Origin of the sequence: Paenibacillus sp. GM2FR (assembly GCF_002803325.1) — a bacterium.
Lineage (GTDB): Bacteria > Bacillota > Bacilli > Paenibacillales > Paenibacillaceae > Paenibacillus_AQ > Paenibacillus_AQ lautus.
On sequence record NZ_MKZM01000008.1, the window covers coordinates 3,585,771 to 3,600,379 of the forward strand.

Consider the following 14,609-nt stretch of genomic DNA (forward strand, 5'->3'; position numbering starts at 1 on the left):
ACAGACGGGCAGCTCTTTTTTCACTTGTTCCTTGGGTTACTTGGAATGTGCCCGCTCCGGCTTTCGCCGCTGCGGAATGTTCGGCTGGATGCGCTCCGATGCCAACTGAACTGCCTGCTTAAGCTCAGTATCCCCAATTTCGATCGTCAAATCCCTATAGGGGAATGGATGAACGCTATACGACGACAGCTGTTTGGCGGATTCCCGCACTTCGCTCACCAGCTTCCCCATCGAGATCCCCAGCTCATCGCCGGGATAACCCTCGAGGCGGGATACAGCGCTTGTGAACATTTTGTATGCTCCTCTTACGTTGTTGTTCCGGAAATGAAAAAGCCCGACAGCCACTTGCAAAAGCCCCTTATACCTGGGATCCCGCTCCCGCGCGAGCCACAGTTCCTCAAGCACCTCATGGCATTCAAAGTAGTCTTGATCCCGGTTAAAGTAGACGAGGTAAGCGACATACAGCGGTTCATAACTCATGTTCGTTTACTTTCTTCTTGGCTTCGGCCAGCAGCTCCTTCACCTCGTCCAGAAGCACCTTCATCGCATCCATGTCATGATCCTGAAATATCGCATTAAACCGGCTCTGAAAAGCAATCGCCTCGTTGACCAGGTGGAAGAAATACAGCTTGTGTATCGCGTTCAGCACCTGTGTCGTAATATTGGAATCGTCCTCGAACTGCCGCTGCGCCTCCAATATATCCTCCCGGATGCTCGACATTTCCGTATCCAGCGTATTCGCCGCTTCTCCGGCTTTCTTCAGCCGTGCCCGAATGTCATCCGGCAGACTTTCCCGGTACTTGTAGCTAAGCGAGTGCTCAATCGTCGCCCAGAAATTCATGGCCAGCGTACGGATCTGAATTTCGGCAAGCACTTTCTTTTGCCCCAGAGCCGTCTGCACCGGATACTCGATAATCATATGAAAGCTCCGATAGCCGCTCTCTTTGAAATTGGTAATGTAATCTTTCTCATATAATACGGTCAGGTCTTTCCGTGCCCGGATATATTCGGCTACCCGCCGGATATCCTCCACGAACTGACACATAATCCGAATGCCTGCGATATCCTCAATCCCGGTTTCCAACTCGTCCATCGGCACATCGAGGCGTTTCGCCTTGTCCAGTATGCTCGAGATCCGTTTGACCCGACCCGTTACGAATTCGATAGGTGCGTATTCCTCCCGCTTTTTCAGTTCGGAACGCATCGTCTTGAATTTAACCTTCAATTCCTCAACGGTCTGCTCATACGGAAGCAAAAATGTCCCCCAGTCTCTAACGTCCATCGCCTTGCCTCCTGTCTTTACCCCTTTACCGATGATTAGCCCCGACGGCTTCGGAAATATGGCTGAAGCCATCCCGTGCAAGCAGCTCCCGGAGACCGGAATGAAGCTTGCGGTTCACCTCAGGCCCTTCATAGATAAGTGCTGTATAAATTTCCACCAGGCTTGCGCCCGCGCGTATTTTGTCATAAGCATCACTTGCCGTAAAAATTCCGCCAGACCCGATAATTGGAAGCGCACCGCCGGTCTGCTTATATATCCGGGATACAATCTCCGTTGACCGGTTACGCAGCGGTTTCCCGCTAAGGCCGCCGGTTTCTTTGGCGTTACTGTGCGTCAGGCCCTTCCGCGAAAGCGTCGTATTCGTGGCGATGATGCCGGAAACCCCGCTTGCACGAATCGTATCTACCATGAATTCCAGTTCCTCATCGCTTACATCCGGCGCAATCTTCACCAGGACGGCCTTCTCGCCTCCATGAATCTTGGCTTGGCGGGACATTTCGTTCTTTACGGCCTCCAGCAAGGATGACAATTCGCTCCCATGCTGAAGGCTGCGCAAATCCGGCGTGTTCGGTGAACTGATGTTGACAACAAAAAAGTCGCCATACGGAAATAAAGCTTGAATGCAAGCTTCGTAATCACCGTTGGCTTTCTCGTTCGGGGTCGCCTTGTTCTTCCCGATGTTGACGGCAACCGGAATACGGCGTTCCTTGAGTCCAGACAGCCTTTTTGCCATCGCCTCGGCCCCTTCGTTATTGAAGCCCATCCGGTTGATGAGTGCCTCGTCCGGAGGAAGGCGGAACAAGCGCGGCTGTTCGTTGCCCGGTTGTCCCTTCGGGGTCACCGTGCCTACTTCCATAAATCCGAAGCCGATGGAGGAGAATCCTTTGACGGCCTGAGCATTTTTATCCAATCCGGCGGCAAGTCCGACCGGTGTCGGGAAATGAAGACCGAACAGGTCCACTGCCAAATCCGGTGTTTCGCTAACACCGTACATCCCTCGCATGACAGCGTCTGCGCCAACCACGCCGGAGGCACGTCCAAGGCCGCCAACCACAAGGTGGTGGGCTTTTTCGGGGTCGAGTTTAAAAAATATAGGTTTGCCTATGTTGCGGTACAGCACATCCACTCTTCCTCTCATCCAGTTATTTCTCTATCCTTCAGTTTATCCGTTTCTGTTTCAAAAAGAAAGTTCTTCAGCGTAAACCGGGGCGTTCGTCCTGGCGAGAAAGCGATATGGCAATTTCGGGACAAACCCCTTACAATAAAGGAAGATTGTACAAATCATATTTAACGATCATGAGAGAAAGAGGGGAAAGACATGTCAGCCAAACGTAAGCCTCCAACCTTGCAGCAGAAAAAAGAAGAGGTTAATAAGAAGGCCATACTATGGATTAGCTCCGGCATTGCTCTTCTTATTATCCTGATTATCGTTCTGATTGTGATCGCCCAGCCTTAATCCAGCCAGTGATACACCTTGCCCGGGTTGGTCTGCCCCTGGGCATGCTTGAGCTTAAAACGCTCTTTCGGCGTCCACAGGCTCTCGGGCAGAACCCCTTCCCGAATTTTCACGACGGTTCCCATCGGAACCAGATCAAACAGCTCCTCTACATCCTCCTTAAGCATACGAATGCAGCCCTCAGATTCATTTGCTCCGATGCTGTCCACATCCAGCGTACCATGTATCGCGTACAACGTATCGGACAGCTGCATTCCCCGCGTCCCATAGGGGCCCTTTGTGGTCCCGTTCGGATTAACAACCTTGTCATTGATATGAAAATCACCCAGCGGCGTTTTCACTCCTCCGAGCCCGACCGCATAATTGCGCAGCATGACGGTGCCGCTCACGACGGCCAGCCGATGACGTTTCCGGTCAATGATGACCTGAAGCGGCTGCTCAAAAAAAGGATCCCCGTTCGGCGAAGTCCCCCAATATCCAGGCTCTTCCGGTTCGTTCCCAGGCGACTGCTGTCCCGGTTGGTCCTCTGGGCCGTCAGTTCCTTGGGCTTGCTGCTTCATTAAAGCTCCAAACATCTCCTCCATCGCTTTCGAACGGCCGGACAGCCAATTGTTCGGATACGGGCGTGTCAGTTCATTCAAGCTTTTAGGCAGGCGTCCATGCCGAGCCTTATACTGGCTGACCGCTTCCTGCAGCACGGCCGTCTCGACTTGCAGATCCGCCCATTGCCCCGCGCTCCGCTTAAGCTGCGAACTATCCGCAGGCTCGCAATCACACTCCAATGCAGCTCCTTCATATGGCTGGATCGCAATAGCGCCCTTAGCATCCCGATGCAATCCGTATAAACGTTCCATGTCCTTGCTCCATAACAGCCACTTGCCCGATGGCTTCATCCCAAGCGCAACCGACCAATTCGGCAATGCCTGCGGATGCCGGAGCAATAAGGACAGGGCTCCGGCGGAATCCTTTCCCTGGCCGGAAGTAACGGCGGTGTACAGCGGTTCTTTAAGCGAATCCCGCTTCTCTTTGTTAACGGGCGAGGCGGATACCGGCTCATTCGGCGGGAACACATCCGATGCCACATCCCCGGGAACGGAACCCGGCGCCTGGGCCGGAGGAATAAATACGAGCAGCAATAACACCAGCGCAGCAAGCAAACGCCGGGTTCTTTTTCGCCTGCGGTCCTTGTCCTTCTCCATCTCCAATAAGCGCTGTTCGTAATTTTTCCATATATCGGAAGGGACCTGGCTAAGCTCGAAGGCTTCATAGACCCCCTCGGCCTTGTTATAGCAATAATTTGCCTTGCCTTGTTCACCGGCCTGCTCATACTCCTTGCCCAGCAGGTACCAGGCCATTTTATTATCAGGATGCGTCTCCACATACCTTTTGAGGTACAGCGAATTGTTCATTCGGGAGCCTCCTTTTATGACATTTTTACCTCTATTATCCTGTATATCGGTATCATTGCTCCAATTATGTATGAATTGTAAGGTTACGAAAAAACGCCCCCTGCCTTTGTCGGGCAGAGGGCGTCGGTATAAGTTCAAGATGGAATATCAGGGCTTAAAGCGGTACTGGTTATTCTGCGTTAAACGGCTCGTCTGCAATCCGAATTGAATCTGTTGGGCAGCCGTCGCATGCATCCAGCATATCGTCATGCATATCTTCCGGAATTTCGGTTACCCCGCGGTTGTTGTCTCCGTCAAAAATGACTTCTGCCAGGCCTTCGTCGTCGTAATCGTAAATATCGGGTGCCGTTGCGCCGCATGCGCCGCAAGCGATGCAGGTATCTTTATCTACCCAAGTAAACTTCGCCATAGTCTCTCTTCCTCCTGTATATCTATAAACATCTCTATAAACATAGTATAAGCTGACGGTATCCCGCCACCATCTACATATATTAATACAATTTTTTTAGGAATACAAATAAATTTCCTAACATTTTCCGACAAAAATCAGTTGTGCTCTAAGGAATGGAAGGAGCTTCAACTATCAAAAAAAGGCTAATCCATGTCCGGGTCCTTCGAGGTTGGCTGGACGGCATTTTTATTTTCGTTCCCCAGATCCCTTGCAAAATCCATCTGTAAAGATGTTCCTCTCCGCTTATGGTTGCGGATTAAAGACGACGGATCATCTCCCAGCATGCCGGCGGTCAGCACCGCACTCTCACCGAATTTATTGCGCAGCTCGTCCATAACCCGGGTGAGCGATTCTTTCTTCGGCTGTTTCTCGTAATCGAACAAATCCAGCTGAATGGCGGATTCCTCCTTCGCCATAAGCTGCTGCAGCGTAACGCCAAGAAGACGGAGGGGCTTATCCTGCTTCCAATGCCGGTGGTACAGCTCGCACGCTTCCCGGTAGATATCCTCGGTATTTTCCGTCGGGATGGCCAGATGCCTCGACCTGGTAATGGTCTTCATATCCGGTGTGCGCAGCGTAATCTGGATGCCGCTGGTCATCAGACCCTGCCTGCGGAGCCGGCGCGCTACCTGATCGCTCAGATTCAGGAGCACTCTTTTTGCCTCCTCCGCCGATGTAACATCCTGCGGGAGCGTGGTCGTGTGTCCGATCGATTTGCTCTGTTCCCGCTCCGCATTGACAGGAGCATGGTCGATGCCGCTGGCTGCCCGTTTCATCCATGACCCCATCACGCCAAATGTCGAGGTCAGCAGGCCTTCATCGGCAGCGGCGAGCTGTCCGATGGTCTGGATGTTCAGCTTACGCAGCTTATCAGCGGTCTTGCTCCCGATGCCGAACAGCTCTGCACAGGGTCTGTTCCAGAGCACCTGCGGGACATCCCGTATCCGCAGCACGGACAGCCCGTTGGGCTTTTTCATGTCCGAGGCCATCTTGGCCAGCAGTTTATTGGGAGCAATGCCGACGGAGCAAGGCAGCGACAGCTCCTCGCGTATGCGCTCCTGGATCTCCCGGGCGATATCCAGGGGGGTGCCGAACTGCTTCGATCCCGTTATATCCAGGTAACATTCGTCAATCGAAGTCGCTTCCAGCAGCGGCGTATATGCATAAGCTATATTCATGAATGCATTGGAATACTTGCGGTACAGATGAAAATTCGGTTGGATGATCATCAGGTCAGGGTAAATCCGCAGCGCCTGTCTCACGTTCATTCCAGTGCGGATCCCGAGCGACCGTGCCGCATAGGAGCAGGTAACAATGACGCCTTTTCGCAGCTCGATGCTGCCTGCAACAGCCGTGGGTTTGCCCCGGTAGCGCTCCGGCTCCTCCGCTTCGTGTACAGAACAATAGAATGCATTCATATCCACATGAAGTATAACGCGGCCGCTGGCCGGATAATAATTGTCGATATGTCCCACGCAGAATTCCTTCTTTCTTTTGGTACGGTTCTTCCTATTCTAAATTGCCGGCCTCTTTTTCGAGTTCGGTTTGAATGATTCTTACGTTTTCTTTATGACATGCCGCTGTAAATTCGGATCCAAATCCGTGCTCCTGCTGCAACCGGTCAAGCGCCGCATCATCGCCATGCATAACCGCCTGTCGCAGACGTTCCAGGTGGCTCCGGGCCGTCTCCACTCTTCGCTCCATGTCGGAACGACTTGTCGCATGCCGGCCATGCCCCGGAATCAGCAGGGATACCGGATGTTTCTTCAAAATCCATGAAGCTTTGCGAATCGTTTCATCGTAGTCCAGTGCGCTGTCGTAAATAAAGGGAAGCTCAAAATCGGATAAATAGTCACCCGCAGCAAATACGCCAACGGAGTCAACCAAGGTAAACAGGCCGTCTTTCGTGTGTCCGGGCGCTCTGTAGAACGTCAAGGTTGCAGAGCCGAGGATAAGCTGCTGCCCATCTTCCTCGATAACGAAGTCAAGCATGGGGAATTCTATGGGGTAATCGCGAGTAATATAATAGGAAGCATCAAACTCACGAATTAATTTCAATTTTTTCTCTTTCTCCGGGTGATCCCTGAGTCCCGCGCTCCCGATCGTCTTGGCGTCCGGAAACGCCTTGTAGCCGATAATGTGGTCATAGTCCCCATGCGTGAAGATCAGATACATCTCTCGGTTTCCCCGGACTGCCTTAACATGCTCCTGAATCTCACGGATTTCGTGCGGCAGCCAGTTCGGATCCATGATAATGATACAATCATCCAGCTCGATGACCGTTGAAGTTGTTTGGAATAATGCACTCTGAAAAACCGTCACCTTGTCATTAGAATATTGAATCATCGCATATGCCCCATTCCATTATAACTTGTTTAGACATTAAGAGTGCCTCTAACGTCTTGTTCGTAGGATTATGAACGCATGACTACCAGCCAGCCTAACGCCTCCAGCATACCGTTCCCCATAACAGGGGTCAAGAATAAGCCCCTATCGGTCGTTTGTTTTTTTACTCTGTTACTTTCCCGCAAAGAAATGCTATAATACAAAATTATAAACAATGCGGTCCAATCCCGGACACCCAAAGGAGGACATCATGTCTAAGTCCATTTCCATCTTTGATACGACACTTCGCGACGGAACCCAAGGCGAAGGAATCAGCTTGTCGGCGGACGACAAGGTCAAAATCGCCAAGAAACTCGATGCTCTTGGTGTTCATTATATTGAAGGCGGTATCCCGGGAAGCAACAGCAAGGACATCGAATTTTTCAAAAGAGTCCAGGATCTCGGTCTAACCTCAAAAGTAACCGCGTTTGGCAGCACGCGCCGCAAAGGCTCTATTGCCGACCAGGATGCCAATCTGCTTCGAATTCTGGAATCCGGTGTTTCTGCGGCCACTTTGGTCGGGAAGTCATGGGATTTCCACGTCCATACCGCGCTTCAGACAACACTCGAAGAGAATCTGGCCATGATCTATGATTCCATCGCCTTCCTGAAGCAAAAAGGCCTCGAAGTGATTTTTGATGCCGAGCACTTTTTTGACGGCTATAAGAACAATCCCGAGTATGCTGTTGCCGTATTGTCCAAAGCACGGGAGGCAGGTGCGGATTGGCTTGTCATGTGCGATACGAACGGCGGCAGTCTCCCGCATGAGATCTCGAGCATTGTGTCATCTTTAACGGGTCCATTGCCCGGCGCCCCGCTCGGCATTCATACCCACAACGATTGCGAGCTTGCCGTTGCCAACACCCTGAGTGCCGTACAGGCTGGTGTCCAGCATGTACAGGGAACGATGAACGGTTACGGTGAGCGTTGCGGTAATGCGAACCTGTGCTCCATCATCCCGAATCTGCAGCTGAAGCTGGGTTACGAGTGCATCGGAGACGATAACCTCCGCACGCTGACGAATACCGCAAGGTATATCAGTGAAATCGCCAACGTCAACATGCCTGTCAACCAGCCGTATGTCGGCAACGCCGCCTTCGCCCATAAGGGTGGCATCCACGTTTCGGCGATCCTGCGCGATTCCAGAACGTACGAGCATATCGAACCGGAGAAGGTCGGAAACAAGCAGCGCGTGCTGGTCTCCGAGCTCGCGGGGCAGAGCAATATCGTATCGAAGGCGCAGGACATGGGTCTTGACTTTGACCCGGCTAGTGAACAATCCAAGCATATTATCGGAAAGATCAAGGATCTTGAGCATGAAGGGTATCAATTCGAGGGCGCAGATGCCTCCCTGGAGCTGCTTCTTCGGGAAGCGAACGGAGAGCTCAAGGAATTGTTTACCTTTGAATCCTTCAAAATGCTGGTAGAGAAATCAGCCGGCCAGCCCGTCGTCTCCGAAGCCTTCGTCAAAGTCAACGTTGCCGGCGAGAGCATCTACACCGCGGCAGAAGGCAACGGTCCGGTCAATGCGCTTGACAACGCGCTGCGTAAAGCGCTGGTCCAATACTTCCCGACACTTAAGGAAATGCATCTTGCTGACTATAAGGTAAGGGTGCTGGATGACAAGGATGCGACGGCAGCCAAAGTACGGGTGCTGATCGAATCCAAGAACTTTGAGAATTCCTGGAACACCGTCGGGGTCTCCAGCAACGTCATTGAGGCGAGCTGGGAAGCGCTGGTGGACAGTATGCGCTATGCGCTCCTCGGCCAAATCTCACCGGAACAGGTGCATGAGTCCGCGGCAAGGCAAGGGTTGGTTAATCACTAAGGCTGCGTTCAATATAAAAAGCGCGTATCCGCCATGTCATGAACATGGTGGCCGCGCTTTTTTTGGTGTTTCCGGGAGTTTCCGCCGCTTGTCGCTTCACAATTAATTCAACAGCTTGGCTACCTTTTTGCGAAGATCCTTGGGATCCGGAGCGCCAAGAATGATTTCCTGGATCACGCCGTTCCGATCAATCAGCACATTCGTCGGGAAGACCTGGCCTTTATACAACTCCTCGAACACTTCTCCTTTGGGATCGAGAAGGATCGGATACCGGAGTTCAAAATCCTTAACGAATTGACGCGCTTTTTTCTCATTGTCATACTTGGACACGTTCACGCCGTAGATTTCCAGCTCATCTGCATATTCCGCTGCCAGCTTATCAAGCTCCGGGGCTTCTTGCTTGCACGGTTCACACCATGATGCCCAGAAATTGACGACCATCGCTTTATCGCGCGCTCCGCCGCCGGAATATGTCTTGTCGTCCATCCCCTTTAACGTGAAGGTAGGGGCAAGCAGCCCGGCCTTGGCACCTGTCTCCGTCGGGAGCGGCTTCTCCTGCATGAAGACGGCCTGGATATTGTCGCCGGCTTGATTATAGATTACAGCGCCTGCCGCGACAACAAGCAGGACGATAATGATGATATTTCGTTTCATAGGTATAGGTTCCTTTGCTAAACTTAGTTATAGAGGTTGTTCAAAAAGTCCGCTTTTGATAAGAAAACCTCTATCGAGGCCACTTCAAGGATGAGCGACCGCGATGCATAGGTAGGTTTTCTTGCGATATAGAATTTCATCAGTTCCACTGATAACTCATAAATTCTATATCTAACACGAAGCGAATCAGCAAGCAGCTCGGCATCGAATCTTGAATTCAGCCGGGCCTAAGCGGATGCTTACGAAGTCATGTTTCCTGCGGAAACATCTTAGGTGCTCACGTACCCAAAACGTACGCTCCGCTCCTCACTCCCTAGCTTCATCCAACTGAAGCGTTTTGAAAAAACGCACATCGGAAGCATAAGCTTCGGTGCTGAAAATCGATCTTTTTGAACACGCACTTATAGTCCCTATTGTACCCTGAAACCCTAATCTTTCAAACACGCGATCGACTCCAATTACAGCCCGGGAGGGAAAAAGATGAACCCGTCTGACACGGCCCTGGAGCAGCTTCTGCTGCACGCGGCGGTACAACAGCATATATCGGACTATACGTATCATTGTCTGCCAGAGGAGGCTTGTGGTGTCCTTATCGGGCACTCCAGCGCAACAAGCCGATCGGTAACCGTTACACAATTTATTCCCGTAAAAAATACAGCGGAGTTTCCGCTGCATTCTTTTCATCTGGATCCTGTTCAATGGACCCGCTTGGTTTTGACTGAAAAACGAATCGTCGGTTTGTTTCACAGTCACCCGCACACATCCCCTGAGCCGTCCGAAGAGGATCTGCTGCAGCTTCCATCCTTCGGCGGACTGCTTCAGGTATATGCCATCGGATCTCCTGCAGCTTCAACTTCATATGCTCCAGGCTTGAAACCACTGCAGCTTCATGCATACAAAATTATTCGGGGAACAGAAGCCTCAGAATTAACCAGCGATCTGCCATCCAATTCCTGGGGGCATCCGGGATCGGAATGCTACTCCCTCGCCCCGATTCCTTGCAAAATCCAAATCGAATAATGAGCTATCACGTGCAGCCATCATACTCGGGGTTTACGCCTCGCTTAAATAGACATACAAATCTCCAAGCGTGGTTGCATGGCCGCGCGCCTGAATTTCTTGCATATAATCCGCCCACAGCCGGGCGGTCATGCGCGCGTCGGACAGAGCATGATGTCTGCCCTCTACCGGAATGCCGCTGCTTCGCAGCAGCTCATCCAGACTGTAGTCCTTCTGCTCAGGATATAATCTCTGCGCAAGCATCATGGTATCAAGGAGCCGGTGGGTTAATCGAACCTTCGATGTCTTCCACAAGGCTGCGTTCAGGAATCCGCGGTCATGCGCAGCGGCATGGGCAACAAGCACCCTGCCTCCTATAAAAGCCATGAAATCATGCAGCCCCTCCATTAAAGGCGGGGCTGCATCAACCATATGCTGCGTAATGCCTGTCAGCTCAGCAATGAATGGAGGAACAGGAGCACCGCTGTTAACGATCATATGAAAGGTTTCGTTCTCAATCACTTGCTCCCCGATGACCTTGGTTGCACCGAATGACAAAATCTCATCACCGTGCTGGTGATTAAACCCCGTCGTCTCGAGATCAAATACGACAACCTCCAGCTCGTCCAGCGGGGTACCCAGCACCTCCGGCCTCCGGTTATCCTTCATCTGGGATCGGATGAAGGCCAGCTGCTGCGCCGTCTGCGCCCCGCGCATGGAAGCGATGGCGGAATTAAAGTTACCCGAACGGAGCGATCTCCAGAAGCCCCCGTTCGATTGTCCCGGTTCAGTCATGGGTTCCTCCTCTCCGCAAAACGGTGCTCTCGCTGCAATGACCGATGTATCCGTCTGACAACGCCAAGCGTATCGCGAAGCTCGTACTGCATGGTTTTGTTTTTGAGCTGCTCCTGCGAAATATACCCGCTGCTGGTGATCAGCCCGTTCTCCACCCGATGGGGCGTGTTATTCCTCAATCGAAGAGCCGTCAAGAAAGCACGCTGTACGCTTTCCAGCAGCAAATTGCCGCCCTCAAGCAGCATGACCTTCTCCATCCGCTTTTGCGTCGAGGTTTCGGTGATGCCTCTTTGCAGCGCCATCGTGCGGATGCTGTTCACAAGGGGAATGTAGACGCCATACTTTACGTCAAATTCACCGGCATGCTCACCAAACCGCTCCGTCACAATTCGCCCCATTACATTAAGCGTTGCCTTGTGCTTGACCGTGTTTCGCAGTACGGCATAGCCGATGTTCGGATGCAGCTCGACCGAGCTCCGGAAATGGTCGGTCCAAGCCTCCGATAGCTCGCCATCTCCCGCTATATGACGCAGATCCGAAGCGATGATGAAATTGCGAATCGGCTCCCACTGCTGATCTCCACACCACTCGCTAATCTGATTTTTCCAATCGCCAAGCTTTTTGCTCCATAAGGGTTCGGAACACATCACCTTTCCCGAACATTTGGGATAGCCTGCATACTCCAGCAGATTCACCAGCCGAAGGCCATATTCCCGAAAAAAGGGAAGCTGATCCTCCTCCAGCTCATCGCCAATGATCAAACCGTTGTCCTGATCGCTCCACAGCGTCGCTTCCTGCCTTCCGCTGCTGCCAAAAGCAACAAACGCATAACGCGCAGGAGGCCGGCCCAAGCCAGCCTCCCACATGTCCTGCTCACAGATTGCCGCGGCACGCTGTCCAATCAGATCGTGCATCGTATTGACGGATGCGATCCACTCTCTCAGCTCCATGTCATGACGCATCTCGATCAGATGGTTCTGACAAACGATCCGTTCATCTCGTAATTGCTGGGCTGTTGCTGCTGTCTGAATTTCCGAGAATACCGGAAACAGATTGACGGATTTCAGAGGTTTCATGCCGCGGCCTCCTTATTACATATTCATGAACCATCTAGAATTTAGTACTTATAAAGCCGTGTCGCTTCCAGGTACCGCTTTGCCCCCGGAACGAAACTCAGGGGACTTCCCTTCCGATTCCGCCAGAAGTTTCATTTGCTCCGGATATCCGTAAGTTCCGTGTTCACTGATATCAAGACCCACCAATTCTTCTTCCTCCGTTACGCGGATACCCATCGTAACTTTCATGATATACAGAATGATGAATGAGATCACGAGAACGAATGCAAACGTGCCGACCAGGCCCAAAAGCTGAACGCCAAGCTGACCGAAGCCCCCGCCGTAGAACAAGCCTTCTTTGCCTACGCCTGTAATTTCAACAAGTCTCGGTGCTGCGAACAAACCGGTGGATACGGCACCCCACATCCCGGCAATACCATGTACGGAGAATGCATATACAGGATCATCAATGCCTTTGCGGTCAAACCACTGAGCCGTAAAGAAGGTAATCGTACCGGCAACCGCACCGATAACGACAGCCGCCCAAGGTTCCACGAATGCACAAGCCCCCGTGATCGCAACGAATGCGGCGAGAATACCGTTCAGCATGCTGGGAATGTCCGCTTTGCCCAGAACCGCCCAAGAGATCAGCAACGCCGCAAGCGCACCTGCCGCAGCTGCGATATTCGTGTTTAATGCCACAAAACCGAAGAAGCCGTCCGTGAGTGCGGAGATGGTGCTGCCTGGATTAAATCCGAACCAGCCGATCCAGATGATGAAAACGCCGAGTACCGATAAAACCTGGTTGTGACCCGGAATGCTGTTAGGCTTCCCGTCCTTATTATATTTGCCAAGTCGAGGCTTCAGAAGAACGGTAGCCACCAACGCAGCTGTAGCGCCTGTCAAGTGAACAACCGTCGATCCGGCAAAGTCCTGCATACCCAGAGCCCCGAGCCAGCCGCCGCCCCATACCCAGTGAGCAACAATCGGGTAAATCACGATGGTGAACAGCAATCCGAACACGATATAAACGCTGAGTTTCGCCCGTTCGGCCATACCTCCGCAAGCGATAGCCAAGGATACGGCTGCAAAGGATAAATGGAACAGAAACATAATGGTTGTTGGCACATCGTAAGCGGACAGGGAATCAAAAGAGCCGGCCGCATTGTCACCGCTTAAGAAAAAACCTTCAAATCCGAAAAAGCTGTTCCCGTTACCAAATGCCAGGCCAAACCCTAGCGCCCAGAAGGCGACGATTGAAATGCCGAAGGTCAGGAAGGTTTTACCTGCAACGTGGCCTGCATTCTTCATACGAACCGATCCGGCTTCCAGCAATGCGAACCCTGCTTGCATGAAGAATACGAGCAATGCTGCCAAGAATACGAACACGGAGTTCAAGCCAGCCGTTAATTCAACATTCGTGGCTCCCCCATCAGCGGCGAATGCGCTCGCCGGGAATGCAAGCAATGCGATTACTCCCGCCATTAAACCTAGCCATCTTTTTTTCATGTTTTACACTCCCCTTAATGTAAACTAATATAACATCACCTTGAATTCATATTGTCATTATAGGGGGGATAATGAAAATCCGCAACGGTTTTTTTCAAAATAAACTTCACTTATGTAATATAATCTAACATTAAGTGCATGCAGTGCAAATCGTCTAACATCCTGTATAGTTAAGTAAAGACTAAGCTTCAAGGTTTTTTGTCACAACTATGACGTTTGACTGTATGGTTCATGATCATGTATCATATTTCTATTAAAATGAAAATATAAATGCATTCATTAATGTCCATTCAATGAAAGCTTGTGAGGTGATGAATGATGGGGATCACGAGAGGAAACCTTTTCCGGATCGGTGAGCTGGCCAAGGTTGCCGGAATCAGCGAAAGAACCATTGACTACTATACGAAGCTGGGTTTGATCTCCCCTGAGAAACGGACGTTAAAAAACTACCGGTTGTACAGTTCTGAAACCTTAAGCACTCTCGAACGTATTAATCAGTTAAAGCAAGAGAAATATACTCTCGATGAGATTAAGGAGAGGCTGGATCGCTGGAAGTCGGTTCCCGATGATTCCGAAATGACGGAGAAGCTAACTAAGCTCGAAATACAGATGAAACAGCTGGAACGGGATGTGAAGGAACTCAACCCGCTTCTAAGTGAATTAAAGCCAAGTCAAGCCCGGGAGGTACTCGCTAACATTCTTCCTAAAGGGGCTGCTTGCATCGAGTCGCTACAAATCTTGCTGAACCAGTTCACTTCGATGTAAATGGTGAAGAACCAAATAACA

Annotated in this window: 15 protein-coding genes; 4 read left to right on the forward strand and 11 right to left on the reverse strand. The window is 51.4% G+C overall.

Annotation, left to right across the window (positions count from 1 at the left end; genetic code table 11):
- Positions 1 to 36 precede the first annotated feature (36 nt).
- Genes PAEVO_RS16260 through PAEVO_RS16270 form a run of 3 tightly spaced genes read right to left on the reverse strand, consistent with a single transcriptional unit; the run spans position 37 to position 2,402 of the window.
- The gene (locus PAEVO_RS16260; RefSeq protein WP_100538474.1) at positions 37 to 480 is read right to left on the reverse strand and encodes a DUF309 domain-containing protein; all 444 of its coding nucleotides are present in this window, start codon (positions 478 to 480) and stop codon (positions 37 to 39) included.
- Complete coding sequence (gene yjbM, locus PAEVO_RS16265) at positions 470 to 1,282, reverse strand: GTP diphosphokinase (RefSeq protein WP_076325749.1); 813 nt, start codon at positions 1,280 to 1,282, stop codon at positions 470 to 472. The genes PAEVO_RS16260 and yjbM overlap by 11 nt, the downstream gene beginning before the upstream one ends.
- A 25-nt stretch (positions 1,283 to 1,307) precedes the next feature.
- Positions 1,308 to 2,402, reverse strand: a complete 1,095-nt coding sequence (locus tag PAEVO_RS16270) for a quinone-dependent dihydroorotate dehydrogenase (protein WP_207797508.1) — start codon at positions 2,400 to 2,402, stop codon at positions 1,308 to 1,310.
- A gap of 198 nt (positions 2,403 to 2,600) precedes the next feature.
- Between PAEVO_RS16270 and PAEVO_RS33870 the strand changes: the two genes are divergently transcribed.
- Positions 2,601 to 2,738 (forward strand): hypothetical protein, encoded by a 138-nt coding sequence (locus PAEVO_RS33870; protein ID WP_015736685.1) that lies wholly within the window; start codon positions 2,601 to 2,603, stop codon positions 2,736 to 2,738.
- Here PAEVO_RS33870 and PAEVO_RS16275 read toward each other — a convergent pair.
- The 4 genes from PAEVO_RS16275 to PAEVO_RS16290 form a co-directional block, all read right to left on the reverse strand.
- A complete protein-coding gene (locus PAEVO_RS16275; RefSeq protein WP_100538476.1) occupies positions 2,735 to 4,147 on the reverse strand; it encodes a L,D-transpeptidase in 1,413 nt (470 codons plus the stop codon). The genes PAEVO_RS33870 and PAEVO_RS16275 overlap by 4 nt on opposite strands.
- 169 nt (positions 4,148 to 4,316) lie before the next feature.
- A complete protein-coding gene (locus PAEVO_RS16280; RefSeq protein WP_009594795.1) occupies positions 4,317 to 4,556 on the reverse strand; it encodes a ferredoxin in 240 nt (79 codons plus the stop codon).
- Positions 4,557 to 4,741: 185 nt separating this feature from the next.
- The gene (locus PAEVO_RS16285) at positions 4,742 to 6,073 is read right to left on the reverse strand and encodes a DNA polymerase IV (RefSeq protein ID WP_100538477.1); all 1,332 of its coding nucleotides are present in this window, start codon (positions 6,071 to 6,073) and stop codon (positions 4,742 to 4,744) included.
- 34 nt (positions 6,074 to 6,107) lie between these two features.
- Entirely contained in the window at positions 6,108 to 6,944 is an 837-nt protein-coding gene (locus tag PAEVO_RS16290; RefSeq protein ID WP_100538478.1) for an MBL fold metallo-hydrolase, read from the reverse strand.
- 250 nt (positions 6,945 to 7,194) lie between these two features.
- On the opposite strand from PAEVO_RS16290, the gene cimA reads away from it, so the two are divergent.
- Positions 7,195 to 8,811, forward strand: a complete 1,617-nt coding sequence (gene cimA / locus PAEVO_RS16295) for a citramalate synthase (RefSeq protein ID WP_100538479.1) — start codon at positions 7,195 to 7,197, stop codon at positions 8,809 to 8,811.
- A gap of 102 nt (positions 8,812 to 8,913) precedes the next feature.
- Here cimA and PAEVO_RS16300 read toward each other — a convergent pair whose 3' ends face one another.
- Positions 8,914 to 9,465 carry a TlpA family protein disulfide reductase gene (locus tag PAEVO_RS16300; protein WP_100538480.1) on the reverse strand — a complete coding sequence of 184 codons (552 nt, stop codon included), beginning with the start codon at positions 9,463 to 9,465 and terminating at the stop codon, positions 8,914 to 8,916.
- A 480-nt stretch (positions 9,466 to 9,945) separates the two neighbouring features.
- Here PAEVO_RS16300 and PAEVO_RS16305 point away from each other — a divergent pair, with 480 nt between their 5' ends.
- Positions 9,946 to 10,485, forward strand: coding sequence for a M67 family metallopeptidase (locus PAEVO_RS16305; RefSeq protein WP_100538481.1), 540 nt, complete (start codon positions 9,946 to 9,948; stop codon positions 10,483 to 10,485).
- Positions 10,486 to 10,518: 33 nt separating this feature from the next.
- On the opposite strand, the gene PAEVO_RS16310 is transcribed toward PAEVO_RS16305, so the two are convergent.
- Genes PAEVO_RS16310 through PAEVO_RS16320 form a run of 3 tightly spaced genes read right to left on the reverse strand, consistent with a single transcriptional unit; the run spans position 10,519 to position 13,823 of the window.
- Positions 10,519 to 11,259, reverse strand: coding sequence for a 3'-5' exonuclease (locus tag PAEVO_RS16310; protein ID WP_100538482.1), 741 nt, complete (start codon positions 11,257 to 11,259; stop codon positions 10,519 to 10,521).
- Positions 11,256 to 12,335: a DUF294 nucleotidyltransferase-like domain-containing protein gene (locus PAEVO_RS16315; protein WP_100538483.1), complete on the reverse strand. Its 1,080-nt coding sequence runs from the start codon at positions 12,333 to 12,335 to the stop codon at positions 11,256 to 11,258. Before PAEVO_RS16315 ends, PAEVO_RS16310 begins: the two co-directional genes overlap by 4 nt.
- Before the next feature lie 48 nt (positions 12,336 to 12,383).
- On the reverse strand, positions 12,384 to 13,823 hold the full coding sequence (locus tag PAEVO_RS16320) for an ammonium transporter (protein WP_100538484.1): 1,440 nt from the start codon (positions 13,821 to 13,823) through the stop codon (positions 12,384 to 12,386).
- Positions 13,824 to 14,138: 315 nt separating this feature from the next.
- On the opposite strand from PAEVO_RS16320, the gene PAEVO_RS16325 reads away from it, so the two are divergent.
- The gene (locus PAEVO_RS16325; protein WP_100538485.1) at positions 14,139 to 14,588 is read left to right on the forward strand and encodes a MerR family transcriptional regulator; all 450 of its coding nucleotides are present in this window, start codon (positions 14,139 to 14,141) and stop codon (positions 14,586 to 14,588) included.
- Positions 14,589 to 14,609 lie beyond the last annotated feature (21 nt).

Excerpts from the sequence above, each read along its gene's own strand:
- PAEVO_RS16260 (WP_100538474.1), bottom strand. The coding sequence starts at position 480 with ATGAGTTATGAACCGCTGTATGTCGCTTACCTCGTCTACTTTAACCGG.
- yjbM (WP_076325749.1), bottom strand. The coding sequence starts at position 1,282 with ATGGACGTTAGAGACTGGGGGACATTTTTGCTTCCGTATGAGCAGACC.
- PAEVO_RS33870 (WP_015736685.1), top strand. The coding sequence starts at position 2,601 with ATGTCAGCCAAACGTAAGCCTCCAACCTTGCAGCAGAAAAAAGAAGAG.
- PAEVO_RS16275 (WP_100538476.1), bottom strand. The coding sequence starts at position 4,147 with ATGAACAATTCGCTGTACCTCAAAAGGTATGTGGAGACGCATCCTGAT.
- PAEVO_RS16280 (WP_009594795.1), bottom strand. The coding sequence starts at position 4,556 with ATGGCGAAGTTTACTTGGGTAGATAAAGATACCTGCATCGCTTGCGGC.
- PAEVO_RS16290 (WP_100538478.1), bottom strand. The coding sequence starts at position 6,944 with ATGATTCAATATTCTAATGACAAGGTGACGGTTTTTCAGAGTGCATTA.
- cimA (WP_100538479.1), top strand. The coding sequence starts at position 7,195 with ATGTCTAAGTCCATTTCCATCTTTGATACGACACTTCGCGACGGAACC.
- PAEVO_RS16300 (WP_100538480.1), bottom strand. The coding sequence starts at position 9,465 with ATGAAACGAAATATCATCATTATCGTCCTGCTTGTTGTCGCGGCAGGC.
- PAEVO_RS16305 (WP_100538481.1), top strand. The coding sequence starts at position 9,946 with ATGAACCCGTCTGACACGGCCCTGGAGCAGCTTCTGCTGCACGCGGCG.
- PAEVO_RS16310 (WP_100538482.1), bottom strand. The coding sequence starts at position 11,259 with ATGACTGAACCGGGACAATCGAACGGGGGCTTCTGGAGATCGCTCCGT.
- PAEVO_RS16315 (WP_100538483.1), bottom strand. The coding sequence starts at position 12,335 with ATGAAACCTCTGAAATCCGTCAATCTGTTTCCGGTATTCTCGGAAATT.
- PAEVO_RS16320 (WP_100538484.1), bottom strand. The coding sequence starts at position 13,823 with ATGAAAAAAAGATGGCTAGGTTTAATGGCGGGAGTAATCGCATTGCTT.
- PAEVO_RS16325 (WP_100538485.1), top strand. The coding sequence starts at position 14,139 with ATGATGGGGATCACGAGAGGAAACCTTTTCCGGATCGGTGAGCTGGCC.